The 24,595-nt window shown below is 61.6% G+C and carries 22 protein-coding genes; 11 read left to right on the top strand and 11 right to left on the bottom strand.

Annotation, left to right across the window (positions count from 1 at the left end):
• Positions 1-2 precede the first annotated feature (2 nt).
• Complete coding sequence (gene hflC, locus OKC41_RS11155; protein WP_010673196.1) at positions 3-887, top strand: protease modulator HflC; 885 nt, start codon at positions 3-5, stop codon at positions 885-887.
• Between the two features lie 91 nt (positions 888-978).
• A complete protein-coding gene (locus OKC41_RS11150; RefSeq protein WP_010673197.1) occupies positions 979-1,167 on the top strand; it encodes a DUF2065 family protein in 189 nt (62 codons plus the stop codon).
• An 88-nt stretch (positions 1,168-1,255) separates the two neighbouring features.
• On the opposite strand, the gene ispB is transcribed toward OKC41_RS11150, so the two are convergent.
• Positions 1,256-2,227 carry an octaprenyl diphosphate synthase gene (ispB, locus tag OKC41_RS11145; RefSeq protein ID WP_010673198.1) on the bottom strand — a complete coding sequence of 324 codons (972 nt, stop codon included), beginning with the start codon at positions 2,225-2,227 and terminating at the stop codon, positions 1,256-1,258.
• 242 nt (positions 2,228-2,469) lie between these two features.
• Between ispB and rplU the strand changes: the two genes are divergently transcribed.
• From rplU to OKC41_RS11125, 4 genes are all read left to right on the top strand, one after another.
• A complete protein-coding gene (rplU, locus tag OKC41_RS11140; RefSeq protein ID WP_005304210.1) occupies positions 2,470-2,781 on the top strand; it encodes a 50S ribosomal protein L21 in 312 nt (103 codons plus the stop codon).
• A 17-nt stretch (positions 2,782-2,798) separates the two neighbouring features.
• Complete coding sequence (rpmA, locus tag OKC41_RS11135; protein ID WP_010673199.1) at positions 2,799-3,056, top strand: 50S ribosomal protein L27; 258 nt, start codon at positions 2,799-2,801, stop codon at positions 3,054-3,056.
• Positions 3,057-3,245: 189 nt separating this feature from the next.
• Positions 3,246-4,448 (top strand): Obg family GTPase CgtA, encoded by a 1,203-nt coding sequence (gene cgtA, locus OKC41_RS11130; RefSeq protein ID WP_010673200.1) that lies wholly within the window; start codon positions 3,246-3,248, stop codon positions 4,446-4,448.
• A 366-nt stretch (positions 4,449-4,814) separates the two neighbouring features.
• A complete protein-coding gene (locus OKC41_RS11125) occupies positions 4,815-6,185 on the top strand; it encodes a YjiH family protein (protein WP_010673201.1) in 1,371 nt (456 codons plus the stop codon).
• 70 nt (positions 6,186-6,255) lie between these two features.
• Here OKC41_RS11125 and OKC41_RS11120 read toward each other — a convergent pair whose 3' ends face one another.
• Positions 6,256-9,141, bottom strand: a complete 2,886-nt coding sequence (locus tag OKC41_RS11120; RefSeq protein ID WP_270672024.1) for an HD domain-containing phosphohydrolase — start codon at positions 9,139-9,141, stop codon at positions 6,256-6,258.
• A gap of 216 nt (positions 9,142-9,357) precedes the next feature.
• On the opposite strand from OKC41_RS11120, the gene OKC41_RS11115 reads away from it, so the two are divergent.
• Both OKC41_RS11115 and OKC41_RS11110 read left to right on the top strand, forming a co-directional pair.
• Complete coding sequence (locus OKC41_RS11115; protein ID WP_010673203.1) at positions 9,358-10,347, top strand: luciferase-like monooxygenase; 990 nt, start codon at positions 9,358-9,360, stop codon at positions 10,345-10,347.
• Between the two features lie 183 nt (positions 10,348-10,530).
• Complete coding sequence (locus OKC41_RS11110; protein WP_041211140.1) at positions 10,531-11,016, top strand: 2TM domain-containing protein; 486 nt, start codon at positions 10,531-10,533, stop codon at positions 11,014-11,016.
• 126 nt (positions 11,017-11,142) lie between these two features.
• Here OKC41_RS11110 and OKC41_RS11105 read toward each other — a convergent pair whose 3' ends face one another.
• The 6 genes from OKC41_RS11105 to lptD are packed head-to-tail and all read right to left on the bottom strand — an operon-like array spanning position 11,143 to position 17,968.
• On the bottom strand, positions 11,143-11,964 hold the full coding sequence (locus tag OKC41_RS11105; protein WP_201894540.1) for a symmetrical bis(5'-nucleosyl)-tetraphosphatase: 822 nt from the start codon (positions 11,962-11,964) through the stop codon (positions 11,143-11,145).
• Between the two features lie 6 nt (positions 11,965-11,970).
• On the bottom strand, positions 11,971-12,333 hold the full coding sequence (gene apaG / locus OKC41_RS11100) for a Co2+/Mg2+ efflux protein ApaG (protein WP_201894539.1): 363 nt from the start codon (positions 12,331-12,333) through the stop codon (positions 11,971-11,973).
• A 4-nt stretch (positions 12,334-12,337) separates the two neighbouring features.
• Complete coding sequence (rsmA, locus tag OKC41_RS11095; protein ID WP_010673207.1) at positions 12,338-13,150, bottom strand: 16S rRNA (adenine(1518)-N(6)/adenine(1519)-N(6))-dimethyltransferase RsmA; 813 nt, start codon at positions 13,148-13,150, stop codon at positions 12,338-12,340.
• On the bottom strand, positions 13,140-14,135 hold the full coding sequence (gene pdxA / locus OKC41_RS11090; RefSeq protein WP_042881321.1) for a 4-hydroxythreonine-4-phosphate dehydrogenase PdxA: 996 nt from the start codon (positions 14,133-14,135) through the stop codon (positions 13,140-13,142). Before pdxA ends, rsmA begins: the two co-directional genes overlap by 11 nt.
• Positions 14,136-14,185: 50 nt before the next feature.
• Entirely contained in the window at positions 14,186-15,478 is a 1,293-nt protein-coding gene (surA, locus tag OKC41_RS11085) for a peptidylprolyl isomerase SurA (protein ID WP_010673209.1), read from the bottom strand.
• A gap of 30 nt (positions 15,479-15,508) precedes the next feature.
• On the bottom strand, positions 15,509-17,968 hold the full coding sequence (lptD, locus tag OKC41_RS11080; RefSeq protein ID WP_010673210.1) for an LPS assembly protein LptD: 2,460 nt from the start codon (positions 17,966-17,968) through the stop codon (positions 15,509-15,511).
• Between the two features lie 174 nt (positions 17,969-18,142).
• Here lptD and OKC41_RS11075 point away from each other — a divergent pair, with 174 nt between their 5' ends.
• The 3 genes from OKC41_RS11075 to djlA are packed head-to-tail and all read left to right on the top strand — an operon-like array spanning position 18,143 to position 20,662.
• Positions 18,143-19,153, top strand: coding sequence for an aminoglycoside phosphotransferase family protein (locus OKC41_RS11075; RefSeq protein WP_052816415.1), 1,011 nt, complete (start codon positions 18,143-18,145; stop codon positions 19,151-19,153).
• A complete protein-coding gene (murU, locus tag OKC41_RS11070) occupies positions 19,150-19,818 on the top strand; it encodes an N-acetylmuramate alpha-1-phosphate uridylyltransferase MurU (protein WP_201894538.1) in 669 nt (222 codons plus the stop codon). Before OKC41_RS11075 ends, murU begins: the two co-directional genes overlap by 4 nt.
• Before the next feature lie 19 nt (positions 19,819-19,837).
• Positions 19,838-20,662, top strand: a complete 825-nt coding sequence (gene djlA / locus OKC41_RS11065; RefSeq protein ID WP_201894537.1) for a co-chaperone DjlA — start codon at positions 19,838-19,840, stop codon at positions 20,660-20,662.
• An 84-nt stretch (positions 20,663-20,746) separates the two neighbouring features.
• Here djlA and OKC41_RS11060 read toward each other — a convergent pair whose 3' ends face one another.
• The 3 genes from OKC41_RS11060 to ettA form a co-directional block, all read right to left on the bottom strand.
• Positions 20,747-22,102 (bottom strand): NCS2 family permease, encoded by a 1,356-nt coding sequence (locus OKC41_RS11060; RefSeq protein WP_010673214.1) that lies wholly within the window; start codon positions 22,100-22,102, stop codon positions 20,747-20,749.
• A gap of 255 nt (positions 22,103-22,357) precedes the next feature.
• A complete protein-coding gene (locus tag OKC41_RS11055; protein WP_039040029.1) occupies positions 22,358-22,687 on the bottom strand; it encodes a hypothetical protein in 330 nt (109 codons plus the stop codon).
• 111 nt (positions 22,688-22,798) lie between these two features.
• Positions 22,799-24,466 (bottom strand): energy-dependent translational throttle protein EttA, encoded by a 1,668-nt coding sequence (ettA, locus tag OKC41_RS11050; protein ID WP_010673216.1) that lies wholly within the window; start codon positions 24,464-24,466, stop codon positions 22,799-22,801.
• Between the last annotated feature and the right edge of the window lie 129 nt (positions 24,467-24,595).

Raw genomic sequence — 24,595 nt, 5'->3', positions numbered from 1 at the left:
AGATGAAAAAGCTAGCTATTGGTGTCATCGCTGTGGCCGCCATGGTCTGCTTCTCTTCCATCTTCATCGTCGATGAAGGACAGAAGGGGATCGTGGTGCAGTTTGGCAAGGTGAAACGGGTCGACTCCGGTGAACCGCGCCTGTACGAGCCGGGTCTGCACTTCAAGGTGCCGCTCATCGACCAGGTACGCAAGATGGATGCCCGCATCCAGACTCTGGAAGGCCAGGCGGATCGCTTCGTTACGTCCGAGAAGAAGGACCTCATCATCGACTCCTACGTGAAGTGGAAGATCGAGGACTTCTCCAAGTACTACCTGGCGACCGGTGGTGGCAACAAGATCCAGGCTGAAGACCTGCTCAAGCGCAAGATCAACAACGGCCTGCGTTCCGAGATCGGTAACCGCACCATCAAGGACATCGTCTCCGGCGAGCGCAGTACCGTGATGGAAGATGCCCTGATGAAGATGGCGCGCTCCTCCGAGCTCGGCATCAAGGTGGTGGATGTGCGCATCAAGCAGATCAACCTGCCGGTGGAAGTTTCCAGTTCCATCTATCAGCGGATGCGTGCCGAGCGGACCGCGGTTGCCCGTGAACACCGTTCACAGGGCCGCGAGCAGGCCGAGATCCTGCGTGCCGACATCGACCGCAAGGTGACCGTGATGATCGCCGACGCCGAGAGTAATGCCCGTCAACTGCGTGGTGAAGGGGATGCCGAAGCCGCCAGGATCTATGCCGACAGCTACAAGAAGGACCCGGAGTTCTTCAGTTTCGTGCGCAGCATGGAGGCCTATCGCAAGAGCTTCGCCGGTGGCAACGACCTCATGGTCCTGAAACCGGACAGCGAGTTCTTCCGCTACCTCAAGTCGCCGCACGGCAACAAGCAGTAAACATGTGTTGATATGACCCAAGGGCCTGATGATTCAGGCCCTTTTGTTTGCTGGCCACAGACCGGCAGGGGAACAGGGATAGGGAGAGGTGATGCTGACATCCATGTTGATGGGGCTGGGGTTGCTGCTGCTCTTCGAAGGATTGGGGCCCTTGCTCGCTCCCAGGGCATGGCAGCAGATGCTGCGCCTGCTCGGGGAGTTGCCGCCGGAACAGCTGCGCCGCATCGGCGGCTGTCTGGTGGTGGCAGGTGGTGTCATCTTGTGGGCGTTGGCCCGTTAGAGCCTGTGTTGATACGACAGTGGCACGGCGAATTCGGACAATAAAAAAGAGGCCCTCTGGCCTCTTTTTTATTGTCCGCCGGCTGGCATCAGGCGCTGCGCTGCACCGCCATGTGGGCCAGGGTCTCCAGCGCTTGCTTGTGCCGGGAGTCCGGCAGGATGGCTAGGGCGGCGATGGCCTTGTCAGCCTCTTCCCGAGCCCGCTGGCGGGAGTATTCGAGAGCTCCGGTGCGATCCAGGATGCCCAGAATACGCTCCAGGTGATCCATACCGTTGCGGTGCTCGATGGCATCGCGCACCAGTTGACGCTCTTCCGGGGTACCCACTTCCATGGCGCGCAACAGCGGCAGGGTCGGCTTGCCTTCGGCCAGATCGTCACCCACGTTCTTGCCCATCTCCTCGCTCTGGGAGCAGTAGTCCATCACGTCGTCGATGATCTGGAACGCGGTACCCAGGTACTTGCCGTAGTCGGTCATGGCCTGCTCGACGGGCTCGGGCTGATGGGTCAGCACGGCGGCGAGTCGGGTCGCGGCTTCAAACAGCTTGGCGGTCTTGCAGTAGATGACCGTCATGTAGCTCTCTTCCGTGGTATCCGGATCGTTGCAGTTCATCAGCTGCAGCACTTCTCCTTCGGCGATGGTATTGGTGGCATCGGAGAGGATCTCCATCACCTTCAGGTTGGAGAGTTCGCTCATCATCTGGAAGGAGCGGCTGTAGAGGTAGTCACCCACCAGAACGCTGGCGGCGTTGCCAAACAGGGCGTTGGCGGTTTCCCGGCCGCGGCGCAGGTCGGATTCGTCGACCACGTCGTCGTGCAGCAGGGTGGAGGTGTGAATGAATTCGATGATGGCGGCCAGTTTCAGGTGATCTTCACCCTCATAGCCCAGTGCGCGTGCGGCCATCACGGTCAGCATGGGGCGCATCCGTTTTCCGCCCGCACTGACAATATAGAAACCCAGCTGGTTGATCAGGCTGACATCGGACTGGAGTCTCGCCAGGATCAGTTCATTGACCGCCGTCATGTCGGCGGCACAGAGCGCACGGATAGTCTGTTGGTCCATAAGTCTCGTAACGTGACGGCAGCATTTACTGCGTTTTTAGCAATGGCGGGGATTCTACACGATTTCACAATGGGTTACAGTTAGGCGTTTATTCACGGGGGCAGATATGCGCACAAAATAAACTTTTTGCTAAATTGGCCTTGCCTCGGCAAATCGTTCTGCGTAGAATGCCCGCCCATTGTTATAGGTTTTTGTGCGTGTCTGGCCTTGAGCAAAAGACACGCCTTTACGGAGTTAATCAAATGTACGCGGTATTCCAAAGCGGCGGAAAACAACACCGTGTGGCCGAAGGTCAAATCGTTCGTCTGGAAAAGCTGAACGTTGAGACTGGCGCTACCATCGACTTCAACGAAGTGCTGATGGTTGCTGCAGGCGACACTTTCAAAGTAGGTGCTCCTTTCGTTGAAGGTGGCAAGGTTGTGGCTGAAGTTGTGGCTCACGGCCGTGGCGAGAAAGTGACTATCGTCAAGTTCCGTCGTCGTAAGCACCACCGTAAGCAAGCGGGCCACCGTCAGTGGTTCACTGAAGTCAAAATCACTGGCATCAGCGCTTAATTAGAGGAGTCCGATAGATGGCACACAAAAAAGCTGGCGGTTCATCCCGCAACGGTCGCGATTCTGAAGCTAAACGCCTGGGCGTGAAGCGTTTCGGCGGCGAAACAGTTCTGGCTGGCAGCATCATCGTTCGTCAGCGCGGCACCAAGTTCCACGCTGGTGAGAACGTTGGTCTGGGCAAGGACCACACTCTGTTCGCTACCGCGAACGGTAAAGTGCAGTTCGAAGTTAAAGGTCCGCAGAATCGTAAGTACGTCAGCATCGTTGCTGAGTAATTACGGACCGTAAGGATCCGAAGCCCCGCCAACCTGGCGGGGCTTTTGTTTTTCTGATGAGTTTGACGAAAAAACGGCACGCGGATGAGCCGGCGCTGACAGCCCTCATCGGCCAGATGCGCCTCGCCCGAAGGGGCCCGTATCACTATAATTGCGTATCGGTTTTTCGAATTAAGGTGACGGTTACCTATGAAGTTTGTTGATGAAGTCCAGATTCGAGTCGATGCCGGTGACGGTGGTAACGGTTGTGTGAGCTTCCGCCGCGAGAAGTACATCCCGAACGGCGGCCCGGACGGCGGTGACGGCGGTGATGGTGGCGACGTGTATCTGGTGGCCGATGAAAACCTGAACACCCTGATCGACTACCGTTTCGAGCGCTTCCACGCCGCCGAGCGTGGCGAGAACGGCCAGAGTGCCAACTGTACCGGTCGTCGCGGCAAGGACAAGATCCTGCGCGTGCCGGTGGGAACCCGTGCCACCGATGAAGACACCGGCGAACTGCTGGGGGATTTGACCAGTCACGATCAGAAGCTGCTGGTTGCCAAGGGCGGCTTCCACGGCCTTGGCAACACCCGCTTCAAGAGCTCGGTCAACCGGGCGCCGCGCCAGAAGAGCAACGGTACCCCGGGTGAAGTGCGTACCCTGAGGCTGGAGCTGCTGCTGCTGGCGGATGTCGGCATGCTCGGTCTGCCCAACGCAGGCAAGTCCACCTTCATTCGCGCCGTTTCTGCGGCCCGCCCGAAAGTGGCCGATTACCCCTTCACCACCCTGGTGCCGAACCTGGGCGTGGTGCGTGGTGAGAACTCCCGCTCCTTCGTCATTGCCGACATTCCCGGCCTCATCGAAGGGGCTGCCGAGGGTGCAGGCCTGGGGATCCGCTTCCTCAAGCACCTGGAGCGTTGCCGCGTCCTGATCCACCTGGTGGATATCTGCCCGGTGGATGGCTCCGATCCTGCCGAGAACGCCGTGACCATCGTCCGGGAACTGGAGAAATACAGTCCCGAGCTGGCGGGCAAGCCGCGCTGGCTGGTGTTCAACAAGATGGACCTGATCCTGGAAGAAGAGGCTCAGGAAGTGATGGACAGAGTCAAGGCAGCCCTCAACCACGAAGGTCCGGTCTACGCCATTACCGCCATCAGCAAGGAAGGCACCAAGAAGGTGTGCTACGACATCCTGGATCTGCTGGACACCATGCCCCGTCAGCTGGCGGAAGATGCCAGAGACGCCATCGAGAAGGTGGAGTTCAAGTGGGACGACTACCACAAGAACCAGCTTGCCAAGGCGGAAGCCGATGCCCTGGCGGCGTCCAAGGCCTTCGATGATGGCCTGGACGATGACGACTGGGACGATGAGGACGACGACGGCGTCGAAGTCATTTACGTTCGCGATTGAGCATCATGTTCGTGACAAGACCGGAGCCAGACAGGCTCCGGTTTTTTTATGGGAGGATCGACGGGGTCACCCTATAGATATATTTTTCATGTCTCTTATTGCCTGACAGTGGCTGCGGATTATACTGCGCACCTGAATGTAACCTGTGTGAAACATTATGCTAACCATTCAAATTGAATCGATATGCATGACTGTTTTGGTTTGTTCTTATGGATGGTTCACCTGATAAAATATTTATGCTTGAAATGATCAATTAACGGCTTGTTTGTGCAGTTTTTTGGGTTATTCTTGCGCCCGTTTTCCGGGCGAGGGCATGAGTATGCAGGCGGCCCGGCTGAAGGAAAAGTCACATTTAAGGCTGTTTATATGTTGGAAAAGACCCTGGAAGCACCGGCAATCCGTACTCGCCGCAACGTGCTGATGTTTTTGATCCCGTCACTGATCGGGATCCTGCTGTTCATGACCCCGGTCATCTATGACGGCAATGTCACCATTCCCGTCGCCGTGTTGGCGAAGCTGGTTCAAACGGTGTTTGCCGATCATCTGGTGGCCATGGTCAGCGCCATCATCACCACCACCATGCTGATGACCCTGATCGCCTGGCTGTTCAAACCGGCGATCCTGGTAAAACGCCCCTTCCTCAACAGCCTGTTCAACGTCTCCCCCTTCTGGGCGTGCGTGCGGGTGCTGGGCGGGGTCTTCGTGCTGTTGACCTTCTTTGAAGCCGGTCCCGAGGTGCTGCGCTCAGGGGCGACCGGCGGCCTGGTGCTGCACGATCTGCTGCCGGTACTGTTCTCCGTCTTCATCTTTGCGGGCCTGCTGCTGCCCTTGCTGCTGGATTTTGGTCTGCTGGAGTTTGTCGGTACCATGATGACCCGCATCATGCGTCCGGTGTTCCGTCTGCCGGGTCGTTCTGCGGTGGACTGCTTCGCCTCCTGGCTCGGTGATGGCAGCGTCGGGATCCTGCTGACCAGCAAGCAGTATGAAGGCAAGTTCTACACCCAGCGGGAAGCGGCCGTCATCGGTACCACCTTCTCCGCCGTCTCCATCACCTTCTGTCTGGTGGTGATCTCCCAGGTGAAGCTGGAGCACATGTTCGTCCCCTTCTACCTGACCGTCTGCCTGGCCGGTGTGGTGGCCGCCATCGTGGTACCGCGCCTGCCGCCGCTCTCCTGGAAGAAGGATGTCTACAGCGACGGTACTCCCCTGTGCCGCAAGCAGGAGGCCATCCCCCATCAGCACAGCGTGCTGAGCTACGGCTATCATCGTGCCCTGACCAAGGCCGACAGCATGACGGATCTCGGCGCCGTGGCGCGTGAAGGGGTGAAAAACGCCCTGGACATGGTATTTGGCGTGCTGCCGGTGGTGATGGCCGTCGGGACCTGTGCCCTGATGCTGGCGGAGCACACCCCGGTGTTCAACTGGCTGGGGGCGCCCTTCGTGCCTTTGCTCGAGCTGCTGCAACTGCCGGAGGCGGAAGCCGCTTCCAAGACCATCATGGTGGGCTTCGCCGACATGTTCATCCCGGCGGTGCTGGCCTCCACTATCGAGAGCGACATCACCCGCTTCGTGATCGCCGCCATGTCGGTCACCCAGCTCATCTACATGTCGGAAGTGGGCGCTCTGTTGCTGGGCAGCAAGATCCCGGTCAAGTTGTGGGAGCTGTTCGTCATCTTCCTGCTGCGCACCCTGGTCACCCTGCCGGTGATTGCCGGTGTGGCGCACCTGCTGTTCTAAGGGGCGAAGTGGAACGAAAAACGGTCAACCCGGGTTGACCGTTTTTTTATGGGCGAGTGTCAGCGGAAGGTCAGTGTGATCCTGCCAGCAGGGCCTGGCATTCGACCTCGTCCAGCTGCTCGGGGGCGAGGAAGCGTCTGGCGTAGTCCCGCCAGATGCCGCTCTCGATGAAGAGGGCAAACAGGGCCGGGTCTATGTGCTGGTCCTGCACCATCTTCACCATGATGGCCAGGGACTGGGAGACCGTTTTGCCAGACTTGTAGGGGCGATCGCTCGCCGTCAGCGCCTCGAAGATGTCTGCAATGGCCATGATGCGGGCTGGAATGCTCATCTGCCCCCCTTGCAACTGGCGCGGATAGCCCGTGCCGTCCATCCGCTCGTGATGGCCCCCCGCAATCTCCGGCACCTTGCGCAAATGGCGGGGGAAGGGGAGCTTCTCCAGCATGCGTATGGTCTGGATGATGTGATCGTTGATCTTGTAGCGCTCCTCTTCTGTGAGGGTGCCACGGCCGATGGCGAGGTTGTAGCGTTCCCCCCGGTTGTAGAGGTGGGTGGGCACCCGCACCTTGAAGCCCCATGGGTTGTGTCGGGCGAGATTGTCGTGCTCGGGGCGAGGGACGAGATGGACCACCTTGTCGGCGAGCAGCGACTCTCGGCAGGGGAGGGGAGAGGGGGCCTCCTGGTGGCGCTTGCGCTCCTCCTGACTGATGCCGAGCCGATCGTCCAGAGTGCGCAACCAGGTGCGGCTGGCAATGGCATCCAGCCTGGCGAGCTTCTCCGGCGCCATCCACTCGCCCCCCAGATTGCACTCGGCCACGAAGGCAAACTCCTGATCCAGGGTGTGCCAGAGGGGGATCACGGCCTCGAGGGCGCCCTGCTGCCCGGATGGAGGCAGCAGGGCGCAGAGCGCCTCGATGTGGGCATCCCGCTTGAGCACCTCGAAGCGGGTGCGGATCTCGTGGATCCTGTCGTAGATGGTCTCGAGCTTGGTCGCCTTGTCCACCACGAACTCCGGGGTGGTGACCTTGCCGCAGTCGTGCAGCCAGCTCGCGATATGGATGGCCTCCCACTCCTCTTCGTTGAGCCGGAAATCGGCAAAGGGCCCCGCCTGCTGTGCGCAGGCAGCCTGGGTCAGCATCCTGGCCAGTTCCGGCACCCGCTGGCAGTGGCCGCCGGTGTAGGGGCTCTTGGCATCGATGGCACCGGCGATGAGTTCGATGAAGGCTTCCAGCAGTTGCTTCTGCTCCTCCAGCAGGCGCTGGTTTTCGATGGCGGAGGAGGAGGTGCCCGCCAGCGCCTCGATGAGGCTGATGCGCGAGGCCAGTTCGCGGGCCGAGCAGTCTGGCAGGATCAGCAGCAGGCAGCCGATCAGCTCCTGACGGTGGTTGTGAAGGGGTTCGACCAGCAGTTGGCAGGCGCCGGGGAAGGGGCCCCAGTCGCTGAGGTAGCGGGCCCACTGTGCCTCGTCGAGGGGCAGGCAGAGGCGCTCCGTGTGGTAGAGACCGCCGAGCAGCGCCGCCTGCCACTGTACCTGTTCGCACGCCAGCGGCTGCCCCTGCCAGATGGCGTGAACGGCCTGCATCTCGCTCTCCTGGGCCAGGAAGAGGCAGCCGCCCTCGGCCTGGGCAGCCGCCACCGTCTCGTGCAGGATGCGGCTGAGCAATGAATCGAAGCGATGCTCTGCCGCCAGTGCCCGGCCCATGTTCATGAAATTGCCGAGGGTCAGGCGCATGCTGGACATGGCGCGGGCGAGGTCGTCAATCTCGCGGATCGCCGAATCCGGCCCCGGGCTTTCGCCAAAGTCGAAGTGCTGGATCCGCTCAGCCTCCCCGGTCAATACCAGCAAGGGGGCGGCAGTGCGCCGGGCAGCCAGCCAGATGACGGGCAGCAGGAGCAGCAGACCGGCAAGGGCCCAGGCGAGATTGTGCAGCGCATCCTGGCGCGCCGGGGCGGTGAGCACCTCGGTGGGCACCAGGAGGGCGAGATAAAACGGGGACTCTTCCCCGAGGGAGGAGAGATTGACCAGCCACTCCTGACCCTGAACCGTTGCCAGGGTCAGCTCGGCGGGGTGATGCAGCAGGGCAGGCCGCGCGGCCATCTCCTGTTGCAGCCTGGTGAGAATGGGGTGATTGAGGGCCGACAGCATGGGCAGGCGGCTCAGTTGCTCGAAGCTTGGGAGGCGCTCGGGATCCGTGGCCAGCAGGGTCCCGACCTCGTCAAACAGCACCAGCTGGCTGTGACCGGGCAGGGGCAACTCGCCGATGAGGGAAGAGAGCCCCTCCACGCCCGCATCGAGCCCGATCACCGCCCGGCGATCGTCGCTCTCCACCGCCAGTGTCATGCCTGGCTCCCGGGTAGTGAAGAAGAGGTAGGGGTGGGTCACTATGATGCCCGTGCTCCAGCGCGCCTCCTTGTACCAGCCCCGATCTCGCGGATCGAAGCGGTAGTCCGGCATGGGGCGCCGCTCCAGCAGCCGCAGCCGCTGGTCGAAATAGAGGAACTCTCCCTGTCCCTGATGCAGGCTCTGGACCAGCAGGCGGCTCTCGGGCGGAGGCGCCTCCAGCACCCCTCTCGCCCGTTCGGTCAGCTTGCGTACCAGAAAGAAATCGCCGTCCTCGTAACCGGCATAGATGGCACCGTAACTGGTACTGTTGGCCAGCACTTCCGCCAGCTGGGGCAGGAAGGCTAGCCGCGTCTCGAGGTCTGTCATGGCGGACAGCTGGCCGCTGCGCAGCAGATTCAGGGACATGCGGGCTGGTCGCTGGTTCAGCTTGATGGCGAGGGCAAGCTGCTCCCGGTATTGCTGGAAGCTCTGACGTTCGTGCTCCAGCCCCTGCTGCATGCCCTGCTGGAACTGCAGCACGATGAGTGCGCCCCCCAGCAAGGAGAAGAGCAGGATGAAAAGGGTGGCAATGTGTACGTAAAAGGGTCTGCGACTGAGACTTGCGTTTGTCATGGACGGATCCTTGTCCCCTGGCGATCGCCGTATTGGTCACCTAACAGTGTGCTTGCTGGATGACAAAAAGCCTAGGACTCGATCTTGCGCTCTTCAGCCCCAAATCAACAGCCGGCCTTCGGGCTGCGCCCTTGCCCTGTGGTGAGATGATTCGTCCAGATATCTCGTGCTACATTGCTCCCCTGATAAACGCCCTGTGAACCAATGGAGTGTCCCATGTCTGTCGTCCCCTATTCCGTGCTGGATCTGGTGCCCGTTCCCGAAGGTGGTCTACCGGCCGAGTCGTTTCGCCACTCGCTGGATCTGGCTCGCCATGCGGAGCGCTGGGGTTACCACCGCTACTGGCTGGCGGAGCACCACAACATGCCGGGCATTGCCAGCGCCGCCACAGCGGTGCTGATTGGCCACCTGGCAGGGGGCACCACGACGTTGCGGCTCGGGGCTGGCGGCATCATGTTGCCGAACCACTCCCCCCTGGTCATTGCGGAGCAGTTCGGCACGCTGAGTTCCCTCTATCCGGATCGCATCGATCTCGGTCTGGGCCGCGCCCCTGGCAGCGATCAGCGCACCATGCAGGCGCTGCGCCGCCAGCGCAGCGGCGAGGTGGATGACTTCCCGGCGGATGTGCGCGAACTGATGAGTTATTTTGGCGACGAGGTCGGCGCCGTGCAGGCGGTGCCGGGTCAGGGACTCCATGTGCCCATCTGGCTGCTGGGATCCAGCCTCTACAGTGCCCAACTGGCAGCGGCCATGGGGTTGCCGTTCGGCTTTGCTTCCCACTTCGCTCCCGCCATGTTGCTGCAGGCGCTGGAGATCTACCGTACCCAATACCGTCCCTCTGCCCGCTGGCCCAAACCCCATGCGGTGGTGTGCGTCAATCTGATCGCCGCCGACACCGATCGTGAGGCCCGCTTCCTGTTCACCACCCTGCAGCAGCAGTTCCTGCGTCTCTACCGGGGGGATGCCGGCAAGCTGCCACTGCCGGTGCAGACGCTGGGGGATGAGTGGTCTCCCCGCGAATTGATGGCGATGGAGCAGACCCTGGCTCGCTCCCTGGTGGGGGAGCCGGATCGGGTACGCCACGGCCTCAAGGCTCTGCTGGCAGAGACCGGAGCGGACGAGCTGATGTTCAACGGCCCCATCGTCGATCATCAGGCGCGCCTGCGCTCCTTCGAGATTGGTGCCGAGCTGATGCAGGGGTTGTAACCCCCGCGACGCCTGGCCGCCAGCGGCACGCCAAGCCTGGTTGCTCGGGGAGCAAAAGCCACGATTGCGTGGTAGTAACTTTATGATTTTTAAAGGAAGTCAGGTGAGTGTCGGCCATCTGTCGTGTCGCCTCTCATCCCCTTTCCCTATGCTGGCCCTGTCAATCACCACAAGGAGCGCAAGATGATCGTCAGGAAGTTGAGATTGCAACGGGGATGGTCCCAGGAACAGCTGGCGACCCTCACTGGCCTGAGCGTTCGCACCATTCAGCGAATAGAGCAGGGACAACAACCCGGACTGGAATCCCTCAAGGCCCTGGCCGCCGTCTTCGAGCTCGATGTGACCCAACTGCAGGAGAGCGAGATGAAAGGGAATGAGGGCGAAGATCGGGGACGCGTGCAGGTGGCGCGGGATGAGCGGGAGGCGATGAAGTTCGTGGAGGGGCTCAGGGGCTTCTACGGCCACCTCATGAGCTATGTGCTGGTGATAGGGGGGCTGTTTGTCATCAACTACCTGAGCAACCCGGACTATATCTGGGCCTGGTGGCCCATGCTGGGATGGGGGTTGGGGCTGGCTTCTCACGCCATCAACCTGTTCCAGCCCTTCAAGCTGTTTGGCCCGGAATGGGAGCGGCGCCAGGTCGAGAAACGGCTGGGGCGCAGGCTCTGATCCGCTCATCATGAAAAAACGGGCCCGGCATTGCCGGGCCCGTTCTGTTTTCAGCTCCATTTCGCAGGAGAGGGCATTGCGCTCCTCTCAACGGCGGATCATTCCCTTGTTCCGCAGAGAGCCGATCTACTTGGCATAGGCCGGGCAGGGGGTGGCGATCAGGGCGTCGTCCTCGTAGCGCCACAGGGTGAGGCTGTTGCCCCAGACGCACCCGGTGTCGAGTCCCTTGATATCGGATTTGCCGGTGTTGCCCATCAGGGCCGCCCAGTGGCCGAAGACCAGGATGGGGTCATCCACATGGTGCTCGCGCTGCTCGAACCAGGGGCGCAGGCCCGGGGTCGATTCGGTGGGGCCCTTCTTGCATTTGAAGTCGAGGCGCCCGTCGAAGTAGCAAAAGCGCATCCGGGTGAAGCTGTTGATGATGTAGCGGTAACGCTCTATGCCCAGCAGGTTGTCGCTCCAGCTGTCGGGCTGATCGCCATACATGTTGTGCAGCAGCCAGCTGTACTGATCCCCGCGCAGCAGGCTCTCCACCTCCCGGGCACAACTGCGGGCGGTGTGGGCGTCCCAGGCGGGGGAGAGGCCCGCATGCACCATCATGATGGGCAGGTCGGGGTGTTCTGCCAGCAGGGGACGGTGACGCAGCCACTCCAGCAGCTCGTCCCGATCCGGCGCCTCCATCAGCGCCTGCAGCTTGTCTTTCTTCTTGAGCGGGGCGACCCCGTGGGCCACCGCCAGCAGGTGCAGGTCGTGGTTGCCGAGCACGGTGACGGCCTGCTGTCCCAGTGATTTGACGAAACGCAGGGTGTTGAGGGAGTCCGGCCCCCGGGCGACGAGATCGCCGCACAGCCAGAGCGTGTCGTTATCGAAGTCGAACTCGGCAAGATCCAGCAGACGGCGCAAATCGTCGTAGCAGCCCTGGATATCACCGACGAAACAGTTCGCCATGAAACCTCAGTTGATTATGTTGGGGACGGCCAGCGTGAAGGGGGCGATGGGGGCTTCGAATTGTTGCCCCGATTCATCCTGCAGGATGTAGCTGCCTTCCATCACGCCAAGCGGTGTGGCGAGGGGAACGCCACTCTGGTAGGAAAAGGTCTCGCCGGGGGCGATCAGGGGTTGTTCACCGACCACGCCGGGACCTTCCACTTCCAGCATCTTGCCATTGGCATCCGTAATGAGCCAGCGTCGATGCAGCAGTTGCACCGTGCTCGGACCCAGGTTCTCAATCTCGATGCGATAGAGAAAATGGTAGGGATCTGCGGTTCCCGCCACATAGCTGGGGTGGGGGCGGACCACTATCCGGGCTTGGGTCATGGGATCAGGCCTGTTGCTGGTCGGCCAGCCAGTTGGCGATCGTGACGAACTGCTCGAGGGAGAGATTCTCCGGGCGCAGGTTGCCATCGATGCCAAGCTCGGTCAGCTGGGCGTCGGTGATGAAGTTGGAGAAGCTGTTGCGAATGGTCTTGCGACGCTGGCCGAAGCCCTCGGTGCAGACCCGGTTCAAGCAACGAATGTCTTTCGCGACGATAGTCGGGTTCTTGTGCGGGATCAGACGCACCACGGCGGAATCCACCTTCGGCGCCGGCTTGAAGGCGCCCGGACCCACTTCCAGCACCGGCACTACCTGACAGTAGTACTGGGTCATCACGCTCAGACGGCCATAGGCCTTGCTGCCCGGGCCGGCGGCCAGACGCAGTACCACTTCCTTTTGCAGCATGAAGTGCATGTCCTCCACCCGGTCGGCAAATTCGCACAGGTGGAAGATGAGCGGGGTGGAGATGTTGTAGGGCAGGTTGCCGAAGATACGCAGCGGCCCCTTGCCTTCCCCCATCAGGGTGCTGAAGTCAAAGCGCATGGCATCGGCTTCGATGACGGTCAGCTTCTCTTTCAGGGTGGGGTGTTCGCGCAGACGTGCCGCCAGATCCCGGTCCAGCTCGACCACGGTCATCTTGTCCATCTGGGCGGCGACCGGCTCGGTGAGCGCGGCCAGACCCGGGCCAATCTCCACCAGATTCTGACCCGGTTGCGGGTTGATGGCGGCCACTATCTGGTCGATCACATACCGGTCGTGCAAGAAGTTCTGACCGAAACGCTTACGGGCCGTGTGGCCCATGTGCACCTTACTGCTCATATCTTTTTTTCTCTACCATCTGGATGGCGTGGTTGATCGCGGTGGTGAGGCTGCCGGGGTCTGCCAGGTTCTTGCCTGCCAGATCCAGCGCGGTGCCGTGGTCCACCGAGGTACGGATGAAGGGAAGTCCGAGGGTGATGTTGACCGAGTTGCCAAAGCCCTTGTACTTGAGCACGGGCAGCCCCTGATCGTGGTACATGGCGAGTACCGCATCCGCATCCTTGAGGTATTTGTCCTGGAACAGGGTATCGGCCGGCAGCGGGCCGACCAGATCGATCCCTTCCTGGCGCAGGGCGACCAGGGCGGGTTCGATGACATCGATCTCTTCACGGCCCAGATGACCCCCTTCCCCGGCATGGGGATTGAGGCCGCAGACATAGATCCGGGGCTGTTCGATGCCGAATTTGCGCTTGAGATCCGCATCCAGGATGCGGATCACCTTGCCAAGGCGATCCTCGGTGATGGCCTTGGCCACATAGGCAAGGGGAATATGGGTGGTCGCGAGGGCCACTCTCAGCCCTTCGGTGGCCAGCAGCATCACCACATCGGCGGTGTCGGACTGCTGGGCGAAGAACTCGGTGTGACCGCTGAACGAGACCCCCGCCTGGTTGATGATCCCCTTGTGCACCGGCCCGGTCACCACGGCGGCAAATTCGCCGCTCAGGTTGCCGTCGCAGGCGCGCTGCAAGGTAGCCAGCACATAGGCGCCGTTGCCCTCATCCAGCTTGCCTGGCACCACGGGGGCGCCGAGCGGCACGGGGCAGACGGTCAGAGTCCCCGCCCGCTGCGGACGGGTGGGGGCGCTTTCGTCATAGGGTTCAAGCTCGACGGACAGCCCCAGCAGGGCGGCCCGTTCGCGCAACAGGGCGGGATCGGCGATCACCACCAGCTGATGGGGCCAGGCCCGCTGGGCAATCTGCAGTACCAGATCCGGGCCTATGCCAGCCGGTTCACCCGGGGTGATGGCAAGCCGGTGGCAGCTCAGCTGTGCCTCGGCGTGCCCTGGATGCGCCTTGTTCATCTGCTTGTCGCCCATCAATTGGGTTCGATCTGGATGTAGGCTTCGTCGCGCAGCTCATCCAGCCAGGCCTGGGACTCTTCGGCGAAGCGGCGGTTGAAGATGAGCTGGTAGGCGCGTTGCTCCTGGGCCTTGCCGGTGGCGTCCTGGCTGCGGCGATCCTCGAGCTGCACGATGTGCCAGCCGTGGCTGGTGCGGAAGGGTTCGCTGATCTGGCCCGGTTGCAGGCGACCCAGCATGTCGCGGAATTCCGGCACATAGACGTTGGGATCAGACCAGCCCAGCTCGCCACCCTGCACCGCAGAGCCCGGATCCTCGGAGTATTTCTCTGCCATGCTGGCAAAGCTGGCCTTGCCGCTCTTGATGTCGTGCAGGATGCCGTCCAGGGTGCCCTTGGCCTTCTCCTCGCTCAGGATGATGGAGGGCTTGATCAGGATGTGGCGCGCCTTGACCTCGGTCTGCATGACCTGTTGCTGACCCTTGGTGTCGAAGATCTTGATGATGTGCAGACCGGCGCCGGAGCGCAGCGGGCCGACGATGTCACCCTTGCCTGCCCCTTGCACGGCTTCCGCCATCAGGGTGGGCATTTCCTGCGGGCTCAACCAGCCCCAGTCACCCCCTTCCAGAGCCTTGGGACCGTTACTCTCGGCAATAGCCAGCTTGCGGAAGTCGGCCCCCTCTTTCAGGGACGCCAGAATGCGCTCGATCTTGGCCTTGGCAGCGTTGAGCTGCTCGGCATTCGGGTTGTCCGGCAGCGCGACCTGGATATGGCCGATATGATATGACGTCTGCTGCTGGCCCTGTTTGCTCAGGGCCTCGACCACCTGTTTGACCTCCTGATCGGAGATGTTGATGCGACGGCGGACCTGGCTGCGGCGCACCTCGTTCATCAGGATCTCGCGGCGCACCTCCTCACGGTACTGGGCGTAGGTCAGGCCTTCCCGCTCCAGTTGGGCGCGCAGTTGCTCCAGGTTCATCTTGTTGTCGGCGGCGATGCTCTGAATGGCCTGTTCCAGCTGGGTGTCACTGATCTTGAGCCCCTGGCGCTCCGCCAGTTGCAGTTGCAGGCTCTCCTGGATCAGGCGATCCAGCGCCTGCTTGCGCAGGGTGACGTCATCGGGCAGGGACTGGCCGCTCTCCTGGGCGGAGGCCTTGACCTTTTGCACCAGGGCCTCCTGCTGACTGGCCAGCACCACATCCTTGTTGACCACGGCCAGCACCTTGTCCATCAGCTCGGGGGCGGCGAGGGCACCCTGGCTCATGACTCCGAACAGGCCTGCGGTCAGCAGGGAAATCAACGTCTTCTTCATATCCATCTCTCAAGGCGTTTGCCAGACCGATTACTGGTCTCGCAGGTTAAACGGACGAATGTAAGGCAGTGCTTCGGTGTCCAGGGAAGTGCCCTTGGAGCCGGTACCCACGCTACCCAATCCTTTCATTTCAAATTGAATGCCGAGGCTGCGCTCGGACGTCGGGGTCAGGTTCACGTTGTCTGGCGTGTTGACCCATTCCAGGTTGAAGTTGATGCTCCAGCAGCAGGAGTCGTATTTCAGACCCACCTTGCGGTCCACTTTGACGTTCTGGTTGAGCTCCTGATAGTAGCCGCCATAAAGGTGCCAGCGATCGTCCAGCGGGGTGGTCAGCAGCAGGCCGATCTGGTTGAGATCCGTCACCTGGCCCTTGTGGTCGAGGTCGTAGTTGGCATCTCGCACGAAGCGGTGGTTCAACTGGCTGATCAACTTCTCGTGACGGTATTCCAGGGCGCTGTTGGCAGAGCTTATCTGGCGCTGTTCCATATCATATTGTGCCCCCGCATGGGCATACCACTGCTCGTTGATCTTGGCGTCACCCTCGAACGACAGCGGGGAGCGGGTATTGGTACTCAGCTCATCGCTGCTGTAAAGCTTGACCCTGGGCGCCACGAAGTCGAAGGCTTGGGCAACGGCCAACCGGATTCGTTCATCCCCGGCCGGATCATAAATGCGGGTGGTGACCCCCAAGGAGAGCCGGTTGGAGTCGCTGATGCGGTCCAGACCGGCGAAGCGGCGATCGCTGAAGAGGCTGTAGTAGTCCTGGCGCATGGTGGTGGAGTCATAGACACCGATGTTGTCCTGATCCTTGTAGGGCACATAGAGGTACTGGAATTCAGGCTCCAGGGTCTGGTTGGCACCCTCGCCAAACCACTGCTGATCCCGCTCGAAGGTCATGCCGCCCTTGAGACGGAACGAGGGCAGTACCCGGGTGATGGAACCCTCTTCTAACGTGACGTTTTCTTGTTTGCCTGTTCCTGTGTTAAGACCTTTTGAATTAGGGTCAAATTTGTCACGGAATGCTTGGCTCATATTGTCAGGCACCGTCTGGTCGTAACGGGTGTACATCAGCTTGTACTGGCTGTCGAGGAAGTAACCCGCCTCGTCAACGAGGGGGATGGTCAGGGTGGGGGCCGTGTAGACCCGGGTGCCGGTGTAGGCTTCACCCTTGTTCTGCTCGATGGCCTGATCGTTGTTGTAGCCGAAGTTGGTCAGCTCGGTATTCCAGGCCAGATCGTACCAGCTGCCCTGCTGGTAGTAGTTGTGGTTGATGCGCGGCATCAGCTCGTGGGGCTGCTGGGCGCTGGCCAGCAGGATCTGGTAGGTCCGTACCTCGGCATCGAGGTTCCAGTTCTGCTGGTAGTAACCCGCCTTCAGGGATTGCTGCAACTGGTTGTCGACCTGGGTCCCCACCTTGGGGGTGAAGTCGTTGAAGTAGTTGTAGTCCTGGTCCCGTACCTTGGTGTAGTCCACTGACACCCGCATGGCGTTGTCCATGAACATGGAGGTGTGGCGGGCACTGAGCAGGTAACGGTGACCATCAGAGAGATGCTGATTGAGGCTGGCCGTCTCGTCGTACTGCTTGTCGTCTGCCAGGTTCTCGAAGTAGAGGCTCCCCACGTGGGCCGGGTCCGGCATGTAGCGGAACTCGACCTGTTCCATCAGGCCCCGTCTGTCCATGAAGCGGGAGGTGATGGTGGCATCGTAGTTGGGGGCTATGTTCCAGTAGAACGGCTGGGTGATGTCCATACCGTTCTTGGAGCTTTGGGTATAGCCCGGGTAGAGCAGACCGGTCTTGCGCTCATCCTTGATGGGGAAGTTGATATAGGGGAAGTAGAAGACCGGATAGTCATAGAGCCAGAGGCTGGCGTTCCAGGCTTCCCCGAATACCTCGGACTGATCGATGTCGATGCTGCCGGCCTTCAGGGTCCAGGCCTCCTGGCCCGGTGGGCAGGTGGTGTACTGGGCCCCTTCCAGAGTGATGTTCTGGTTGTTGTTGGTCATGGTCACCTTTTCGGCGAAGCCGCGCACCGGTGAGCCATGGACCTGATACTTGCCCTCTTCCAGCTCGGAGTTCTTGGTGTCCAGGTTGGATTTCAGGGTCTTGTCGCTGGTGACCGTGATCTGGCCATCGTTGTAATAGATGTTGCCGATGGCGATGACATCCCGGCTCTTCTGGTCGAGCTGGGCATAGTCGGAGTCGAACTTGCGCACGCCCTGACGCACCTTGACGTCACCCTCGTAGACGGCGGTACCGCCCTGCTTGGCCTCCAGGCGATCGGCATCCACCTCGACGGGCTGGGCATTGGCGTCCTGGCCCGCACTGGGCTTCTCTATCTTGGGGACATAGTCATAGCAGAGGCTGTCGAGGATCCCGGTAGCGGGTGGCGCATTGAGTGGCGCTGCCTGGGCCATGAGCGGGCTCAGGGCAGGAACAAGGCTGATGGTCAGGGCGATGGGACAGGAGTATCCCAGTGTCCATTTTGTCATGTGAAAGGCTCGCGCAATCCGTAGTAAAAACGGTGGATTCAGGGCATGCATTTTATGTCAGGATCCATCGAGTTGACATTGCATGTCATTGCTTTATGTTAGCCGGCAATGATAAAGCATTATTGCGGCCAGGGCTAACAGCCAAGTGCTGCTTTCCAATTTGGTTCCCGACTCATGCACGATCGCGCTTCCCTGCTTTTGCAATGGGCTCGCCGGATTTCCGGTGACGCCAACCTCTCGTTGACGCTTATTTCCGGTGACGCCAGTTTCCGCCGCTACTTCCGGGGCGGCGGTCTGGTGTGGGTGGATGCTAATCCGAAAACCGAAAAAAATCATGAATTCGTTCGCAATGCCACCGCCCTGCACGATGCGGGGCTGCTGGCCCCCGAGGTAAAGGGGGTCGACTACGAGCAGGGATTGCTGGCGGTGACGGACCTGGGGGATACCCAGCTTATCGGCTGCCTGAACGAAGCGAGCGTACTGGCCTGGTATGGCAAGGCTATCGCCCTGCTGCCAAGGCTCGGCACTGTGGCGCTCGAGCTCGAGCCCTTCGATGAGGCCTTCATGGCCCGCGAAAATGCCATCTTCCCCGAGTGGTTGCTGGGACATCACCTGCAACTGACCCTGAGCGATGAAGAGCTGCAGTTGCTGGCGGAGACCTTCGCCTGCCTCACGGCGAGCAACCAGGCCCAGCCACAAGGAGTGATGCACCGGGACTTCCACAGCCGCAACCTGATGGTGTGCGGCGGGATGAACCCGAAGGAGAGCGACCTCGCCCTTATCGACTTCCAGGACATGGTCATCGGGCCGCTGAGCTATGACCTGGTTTCCCTGCTGAAAGACTGCTACGTGCGCTGGCCGGACGCGGTGATCGAGCAGGGCATGCGACTTGGCTTCGACACCCTGCAAGGGGCCGGCCTGCTCGGCAATCTGGACTATGCCGCGTTTCGTCGCGCAGCCGATCTCACCGGCATGCAGCGCCATCTCAAGGCGGCGGGTCTCTTCACCCGCCTCTATCACCGCGATGGCAAGGCCGGCTACCTCAAGGACATTCCCCGTACCCTCGGCTATGTGGTCGATGTTTGTCGCAGCCATGGCGCCGCCTATCCGGTGCTGGCCCGCTTCGGCCAGTGGCTGGAGCAGGTGGTGCTGCCCGGATTGGCGCGCACCGGGGTGACACCATGAAGGCGATGATCCTGGCCGCCGGGCGCGGCGAGCGGATGCGTCCGCTCACCGATCTGCTGCCCAAGCCGCTGCTGGCGGCGGGGGGCAAGCCGCTCATCGTGCACCATATCGAAAAACTCAAGGCAGCCGGCGTGACCACACTTGTCATCAACCACGCCTGGCTCGGACACAAGCTGGTGGCGGCCCTCGGCGATGGCAGTGCACTCGGGGTCTCCATCCACTGGTCGGCCGAAGAGCGCGCGCTCGAGACCGCTGGCGGCATCGTGCAGGCGCTGCCCCTGCTGGGCTGCGAACCCTTTCTGGTGATCAACGGCGATACCTGGCTCGACCTGGATTATCGTGCTCTGGTGAACCAGCCGCTTGGGGACGATCTCGCCCACCTCTGGCTGGTGCCCAACCCTCCCCAGCATCCGCAAGGGGACTTCTCCCTGCAAGCGGGTCGGGTGCTGGACACCCCGGCCCTCACCTTCAGCGGCGTCGGCCTCTATCAGCCCGCCGCCTTTGCCGACTTGCCCTGCGGGGCGCGCAAGCTGGCCCCCCTGCTGCGCGACTGGATGGCGCTGGGACGGGTGGGTGGCAGCCTGCTGGCAGGCGAGTGGCGCGACATCGGCACAGTGGATCGGCTGCGCGAACTGGACGAGCAACTGCTCGCCGGCACCCATTAACATCACGAGGTCTTGAACCATGCGTATTTGGGGCAAGGTGCTTGGCACCTTCTTCGGTTTTTTGCTCGGCAACATCTTCGGTGCCCTGCTGGGCCTGTGGATCGGCCATCGCTTCGATCGGGGCATGGGGATCCGCGGGGCCTTCCAGCGGGCGCCCAGCCAGCAGCAGCAGGCCGTCTTTTTCCATGCCACCTTCGCCGTCATGGGCCACATCGCCAAGGCGAGCGGCCAGGTCACCGAGCACGAAATACGGGTCGCGTCCAACCTGATGGACAGGATGCGGCTGGCCGGAGAGCAGCGGGTACGGGCCCAGGAGTCGTTCCGCCTTGGCAAGGAGGCGGACTTCCCCCTGCGCGAGACCCTGGCGGAGTTTCGCCAGGCGAGCCTGGGGCAGCGCGACATCCTGCGCTTCTTCCTCGAGGTCCAGCTGCAGGCCGCCTTCGCCGACGGTCAGGTGGAGGCGAACGAGCAGGCCATCCTGCAAACCATCGCCGACGAGCTGGGGTTCAGTCGCATCGAGCTGGCCCGCATTCTGGCCATGGCCGAGGCCCAGATGAACTTCTTCCACCGTCAGCAACAGCAGGGCGGTGGCCAGGGGCAGCAATACCGTCAGGAGCCCCCCTCCCGGGATCGCCTCAAGGATGCCTATCAGTTGCTTGGGGTGAACGAGAGCGACAGCGATCAGGAGATCAAGCGCGCCTATCGCAAGGAGATGAGCAAGCATCACCCTGACAAGCTGGCCGCCAAGGGATTGCCCCCCGAGATGATGGAGATGGCCAAGGAAAAGACCCAGGAGATCCAGCAGGCCTGGGAGTGGATCCGCGAGGCCCGCGGCATTCGCTGAGCCCTGAGCCCGCCATAAAAAATGCCCGTCGATGACGGGCATTTTTGTTTTCTGAGTCTGGTTTTTCTTTTCATGGAAGAAAAATCAGTGGGCATCGACCCAGACAAACTTGAGGACGAAGAGCAGGGCCACCACCAGCACGCAGGGGTTGATCTCGCGCCAGCGGCCGGTGCCCGCCTTCATCACGCAGTAGGAGATGAAGCCGACGGCGATCCCCTCGGTGATGGAGAAGCTGAACGGCATCATCACCGCGGTCATGAAGGCCGGCACCGCTTCGGTCAGGTCTTCCCACTTCACCCGGGTCAGCTCGGAGCACATCAGCACGCCCACGTAGATGAGGGCCCCCGCTGCGGCATACGCCGGCACCATGGCGGCGACCGGAGAGAAGAAGATGGCCAGCAGGAACAGGATGCCCACCACGATGGCGGTCAGGCCGGTGCGACCGCCGACGGCGACGCCGGAGCTGCTCTCGATATACGCAGTGACCGAGGAGGTGCCCATAAAGGCGCCGCCGACGGAGCTGACGCTGTCCACCACCAGGGCCTGCTTCATGCGCGGGAAGTGCCCCTTGTCATCGGCCAGCTTGGCGCGGTTGGTCACGCCGATCAGGGTGCCGGAAGAGTCGAACAGGTTGACCAGCATGAAGGAGAAGATGATCCCGGCGAGGCTGATGTCCAGCGATCCCATCAGGTCCAGCTGGCCGAACACCGGGGCAATGCTCGGCGGCACGGAGACGAAGCCCTTGAAGGTGACGTCGCCGAACAGCCAGCCCAGGGTGGTGGTCACCACGATGGCGATGAGCACGGCTGAGTGGACGCCGCGGGCGGAGAAGATGCAGATGAGGAAGAAGCCGAGCAGCCCCAGCAGGCAGGGCAGGGAGGTGAGGTTGCCCACGGTCACCATGGTGGCGGGGCTCGCGACCACGATGCCGGCATTGTGCAGGCCGAGCAGGGCGATGAGCAGACCGATGCCGGCGGTGATGCCGACCCGAAGTGTCAGGGGAATGTTGGCGATGAGCCAGTAGCGTACCCGCAGCAGGGTCAGGATCAGCAGGCCCAGCGCACCCCAGAAGATGGTGCCCATGCCCACTTGCCAGGAGTAGCCCATGCCAGCCACCACCACGAAGGCGAAGAAGGCGTTGAGGCCCATGGCGGGAGCCAGGGCGATGGGCAGGTTCGCCAGCAGACCCATCAGGATGCTGCCGACACCGGCGATGAGGCAGGTGGTAACGAACACGGCCTGGGTGTCCATGCCTGCCGCAGAGAGGATCTGCGGGTTGACGAAGACGATGTAGACCATGGTCAGGAAGGTGGTGATGCCGGCGATCACCTCGGTGCGGGCCGTGGTGCCATGACCGCGCAGGGCAAACAGGCGCTCGAGCAATCCCTGCCCGGCAGCCGGGCTGGCGGTCTGCCCGGTAGCGTGATGTGGTTGATTCATGTTGGATTCCAATGGGTGACGTGAAATAGGCAGCAGGGGGCCCGGCCCATCCATGCGGGGCGACGGACCCTGATTCTGGCGGTGAAGTGACCAGACTCGTCCTGATACCGTGACAGCGCGCACATTTTCACACAGGCGGCCAGGTTTACAAACCCCGGATGTGCGAGGCGGATCAATGAATAGAGTAAAAATTCAAACGTTTTCCCCCGGAGGCAGGAAAAAGGGGACCAATAGAGCCCCGTTTCCACATCGGGATCAACGGTTTTTCTGGTAGCGTTCGATAAGCTGGCTCAGCACGGCATCGCTCTGCTCCAGCAAGGGATCGAGGGCCAACCCCATGCGTTGTAGCAGCAGGGTGGCCTGGGTTTCGCTCAAGGGACGGCCATCGAGGAAGTAGGCCTGCTCGGCCAGTTGCTTGTCATGGCGGGGCAGCAGCACCCAGTGCACTCGTCGGGGTTCGATGGCGGCGAGGATCCGGTTGGCGGCCGCGCAGAAGGTATCGATGTGCTGCTTGCCATCCGGCCCCAGGCAGCCGGGTTCGAGCCGGATCTGGATGGTGAGTCTGGTGGTGGAGGCTTGGGTCATGGGTCGCTATCGCTGGGGTAGAGGTGGAGATTGTAAGTCAGAAGAGGCAAAAAAGGGGAGCCCCGGCTCCCCTTGTGACGTCATGCCTGGCGGCGCGGCTGTTGCCTCGCCTTACTTGGCAATGCGCTTGTACTTGGCGCGGCGCGGCTGGATAGCCTCGGCACCGTAAGTCTTCTTCTTCCACTCTTCGTATTCGGTGAAGTTGCCTTCAAAGAATTCGATCTTGCCCTCGTCCTGGTAGTCGAGGATGTGGGTGGCGATGCGGTCGAGGAACCAGCGGTCGTGGGAGATGACCATGGCGCAACCCGGGAACTCCAGCAGGGCGTTCTCGAGGGCGCGCAGGGTTTCGATGTCCAGATCGTTGGTCGGTTCATCCAGCAGCAGCACGTTGCCGCCGGTCTGCAGCAGCTTGGCCAGGTGCAGACGGCCACGTTCACCACCGGAGAGCTCGCCGACCCGCTTCTGCTGGTCGGAACCCTTGAAGTTGAAGCGGCCGATGTAGGCGCGGCTCGGGAACTCGTAGTTGCCGATGCGCAGGATGTCCTGGCCGTCGGCGACTTCCTCGAACACCGTCTTCTTGTCGTTCATGCTGTCGCGGAACTGATCCACGGAGGCCAGCACCACGGTGTCACCCAGGGTGATGGAACCGGAATCCGGCTGCTCCTGACCCGACATCATGCGGAACAGGGTCGATTTACCGGCACCGTTCGGACCGATGATGCCGACGATGGCACCCTTCGGAATGGAGAAGGAGAGATCGTCGATCAACTGGCGGTCGCCATAGGACTTGCAGAGGTTGGCCACCTCCACCACCTTGTCGCCGAGGCGCGGTCCGGGCGGAATGAACAGCTCGTTGGTCTCGTTGCGCTTCTGGTAGTCGTTGGTGTTGAGCTCTTCGAAGCGAGCCATACGAGCCTTGGATTTGGCCTGACGGCCTTTCGGGTTCTGACGAACCCACTCCAGTTCCTTCTCGATGGACTTGCGACGGGCGGCCTCGGAACTCGCTTCCTGGGCCAGACGGGCATCTTTTTGCTCCAGCCAGGAGGAGTAGTTGCCCTCCCAGGGGATGCCTTCGCCGCGGTCCAGCTCCAGGATCCAGCCCGCCACGTTGTCGAGGAAGTAGCGGTCGTGGGTGATGGCCACGACGGTGCCTTCGTAGTCGTGCAGGAAGCGCTCCAGCCAGGCCACGGATTCCGCATCCAGGTGGTTGGTCGGTTCGTCCAGCAGCAGCATGTCCGGCTTTTCCAGCAGCAGACGGCACAGGGCCACGCGGCGGCGCTCACCACCGGAGAGGTGCTTGATCTGGGCATCCCAGGCCGGCAGGCGCAGGGCATCGGCCGCGCGCTCCAACTGGTTTTCCATGTTGTGGCCGCCCTGGGCGGCGATGATGGCTTCCAGCTCGCCCTGTTCGCGGGCCAGCTTGTCAAAATCCGCATCCGGGTCGGCGTAGGCTGCATAGACCTCGTCGAGGCGAGCCATGGCGCGTTTGACGTCGCCGACTGCCTCTTCGACCGCTTCGCGTACGGTCTGCTCCGGATCCAGCTTCGGTTCCTGGGGCAGGTAGCCGATCTTGATGCCGGGCTGCGGACGGGCTTCCCCTTCGATCTCGGTGTCGATGCCCGCCATGATGCGCAGCAGGGTCGATTTCCCGGCGCCGTTCAGACCCAGCACGCCTATTTTGGCCCCCGGGAAGAAGGAGAGGGAGATGTTCTTGAGAATATGACGCTTGGGTGGCACGACCTTGCCAACCCTGTTCATGGTGTAAATAAATTGAGCCATTGGCTAATTCTCTTCCTTTCAGCAGTTTAATGTCTTGGCATTAACAAACTGATGTCGTGGTGGGGCCGGGTCGACGGGCCGTCAACCCGGTTCCAAAAAACCCGTCGATTGTAAACCAATGGGAGAGGG

Source organism: Aeromonas sp. QDB17, from assembly GCF_027705305.1.
Lineage (GTDB): Bacteria > Pseudomonadota > Gammaproteobacteria > Enterobacterales > Aeromonadaceae > Aeromonas > Aeromonas caviae.
The sequence above is the reverse complement of the archived record's forward strand: the minus strand, read 5'-3'. Positions and strand labels throughout refer to the sequence as shown.

Coding starts and splice junctions, on each gene's coding strand:
- hflC (WP_010673196.1), top strand. CDS start 3: ATGAAAAAGCTAGCTATTGGTGTCATCGCTGTGGCCGCCATGGTCTGC.
- OKC41_RS11150 (WP_010673197.1), top strand. CDS start 979: ATGCTGACATCCATGTTGATGGGGCTGGGGTTGCTGCTGCTCTTCGAA.
- ispB (WP_010673198.1), bottom strand. CDS start 2,227: ATGGACCAACAGACTATCCGTGCGCTCTGTGCCGCCGACATGACGGCG.
- rplU (WP_005304210.1), top strand. CDS start 2,470: ATGTACGCGGTATTCCAAAGCGGCGGAAAACAACACCGTGTGGCCGAA.
- rpmA (WP_010673199.1), top strand. CDS start 2,799: ATGGCACACAAAAAAGCTGGCGGTTCATCCCGCAACGGTCGCGATTCT.
- cgtA (WP_010673200.1), top strand. CDS start 3,246: ATGAAGTTTGTTGATGAAGTCCAGATTCGAGTCGATGCCGGTGACGGT.
- OKC41_RS11125 (WP_010673201.1), top strand. CDS start 4,815: ATGTTGGAAAAGACCCTGGAAGCACCGGCAATCCGTACTCGCCGCAAC.
- OKC41_RS11120 (WP_270672024.1), bottom strand. CDS start 9,141: ATGACAAACGCAAGTCTCAGTCGCAGACCCTTTTACGTACACATTGCC.
- OKC41_RS11115 (WP_010673203.1), top strand. CDS start 9,358: ATGTCTGTCGTCCCCTATTCCGTGCTGGATCTGGTGCCCGTTCCCGAA.
- OKC41_RS11110 (WP_041211140.1), top strand. CDS start 10,531: ATGATCGTCAGGAAGTTGAGATTGCAACGGGGATGGTCCCAGGAACAG.
- OKC41_RS11105 (WP_201894540.1), bottom strand. CDS start 11,964: ATGGCGAACTGTTTCGTCGGTGATATCCAGGGCTGCTACGACGATTTG.
- apaG (WP_201894539.1), bottom strand. CDS start 12,333: ATGACCCAAGCCCGGATAGTGGTCCGCCCCCACCCCAGCTATGTGGCG.
- rsmA (WP_010673207.1), bottom strand. CDS start 13,150: ATGAGCAGTAAGGTGCACATGGGCCACACGGCCCGTAAGCGTTTCGGT.
- surA (WP_010673209.1), bottom strand. CDS start 15,478: ATGAAGAAGACGTTGATTTCCCTGCTGACCGCAGGCCTGTTCGGAGTC.
- lptD (WP_010673210.1), bottom strand. CDS start 17,968: ATGACAAAATGGACACTGGGATACTCCTGTCCCATCGCCCTGACCATC.
- OKC41_RS11075 (WP_052816415.1), top strand. CDS start 18,143: ATGCACGATCGCGCTTCCCTGCTTTTGCAATGGGCTCGCCGGATTTCC.
- murU (WP_201894538.1), top strand. CDS start 19,150: ATGAAGGCGATGATCCTGGCCGCCGGGCGCGGCGAGCGGATGCGTCCG.
- djlA (WP_201894537.1), top strand. CDS start 19,838: ATGCGTATTTGGGGCAAGGTGCTTGGCACCTTCTTCGGTTTTTTGCTC.
- OKC41_RS11060 (WP_010673214.1), bottom strand. CDS start 22,102: ATGAATCAACCACATCACGCTACCGGGCAGACCGCCAGCCCGGCTGCC.
- OKC41_RS11055 (WP_039040029.1), bottom strand. CDS start 22,687: ATGACCCAAGCCTCCACCACCAGACTCACCATCCAGATCCGGCTCGAA.
- ettA (WP_010673216.1), bottom strand. CDS start 24,466: ATGGCTCAATTTATTTACACCATGAACAGGGTTGGCAAGGTCGTGCCA.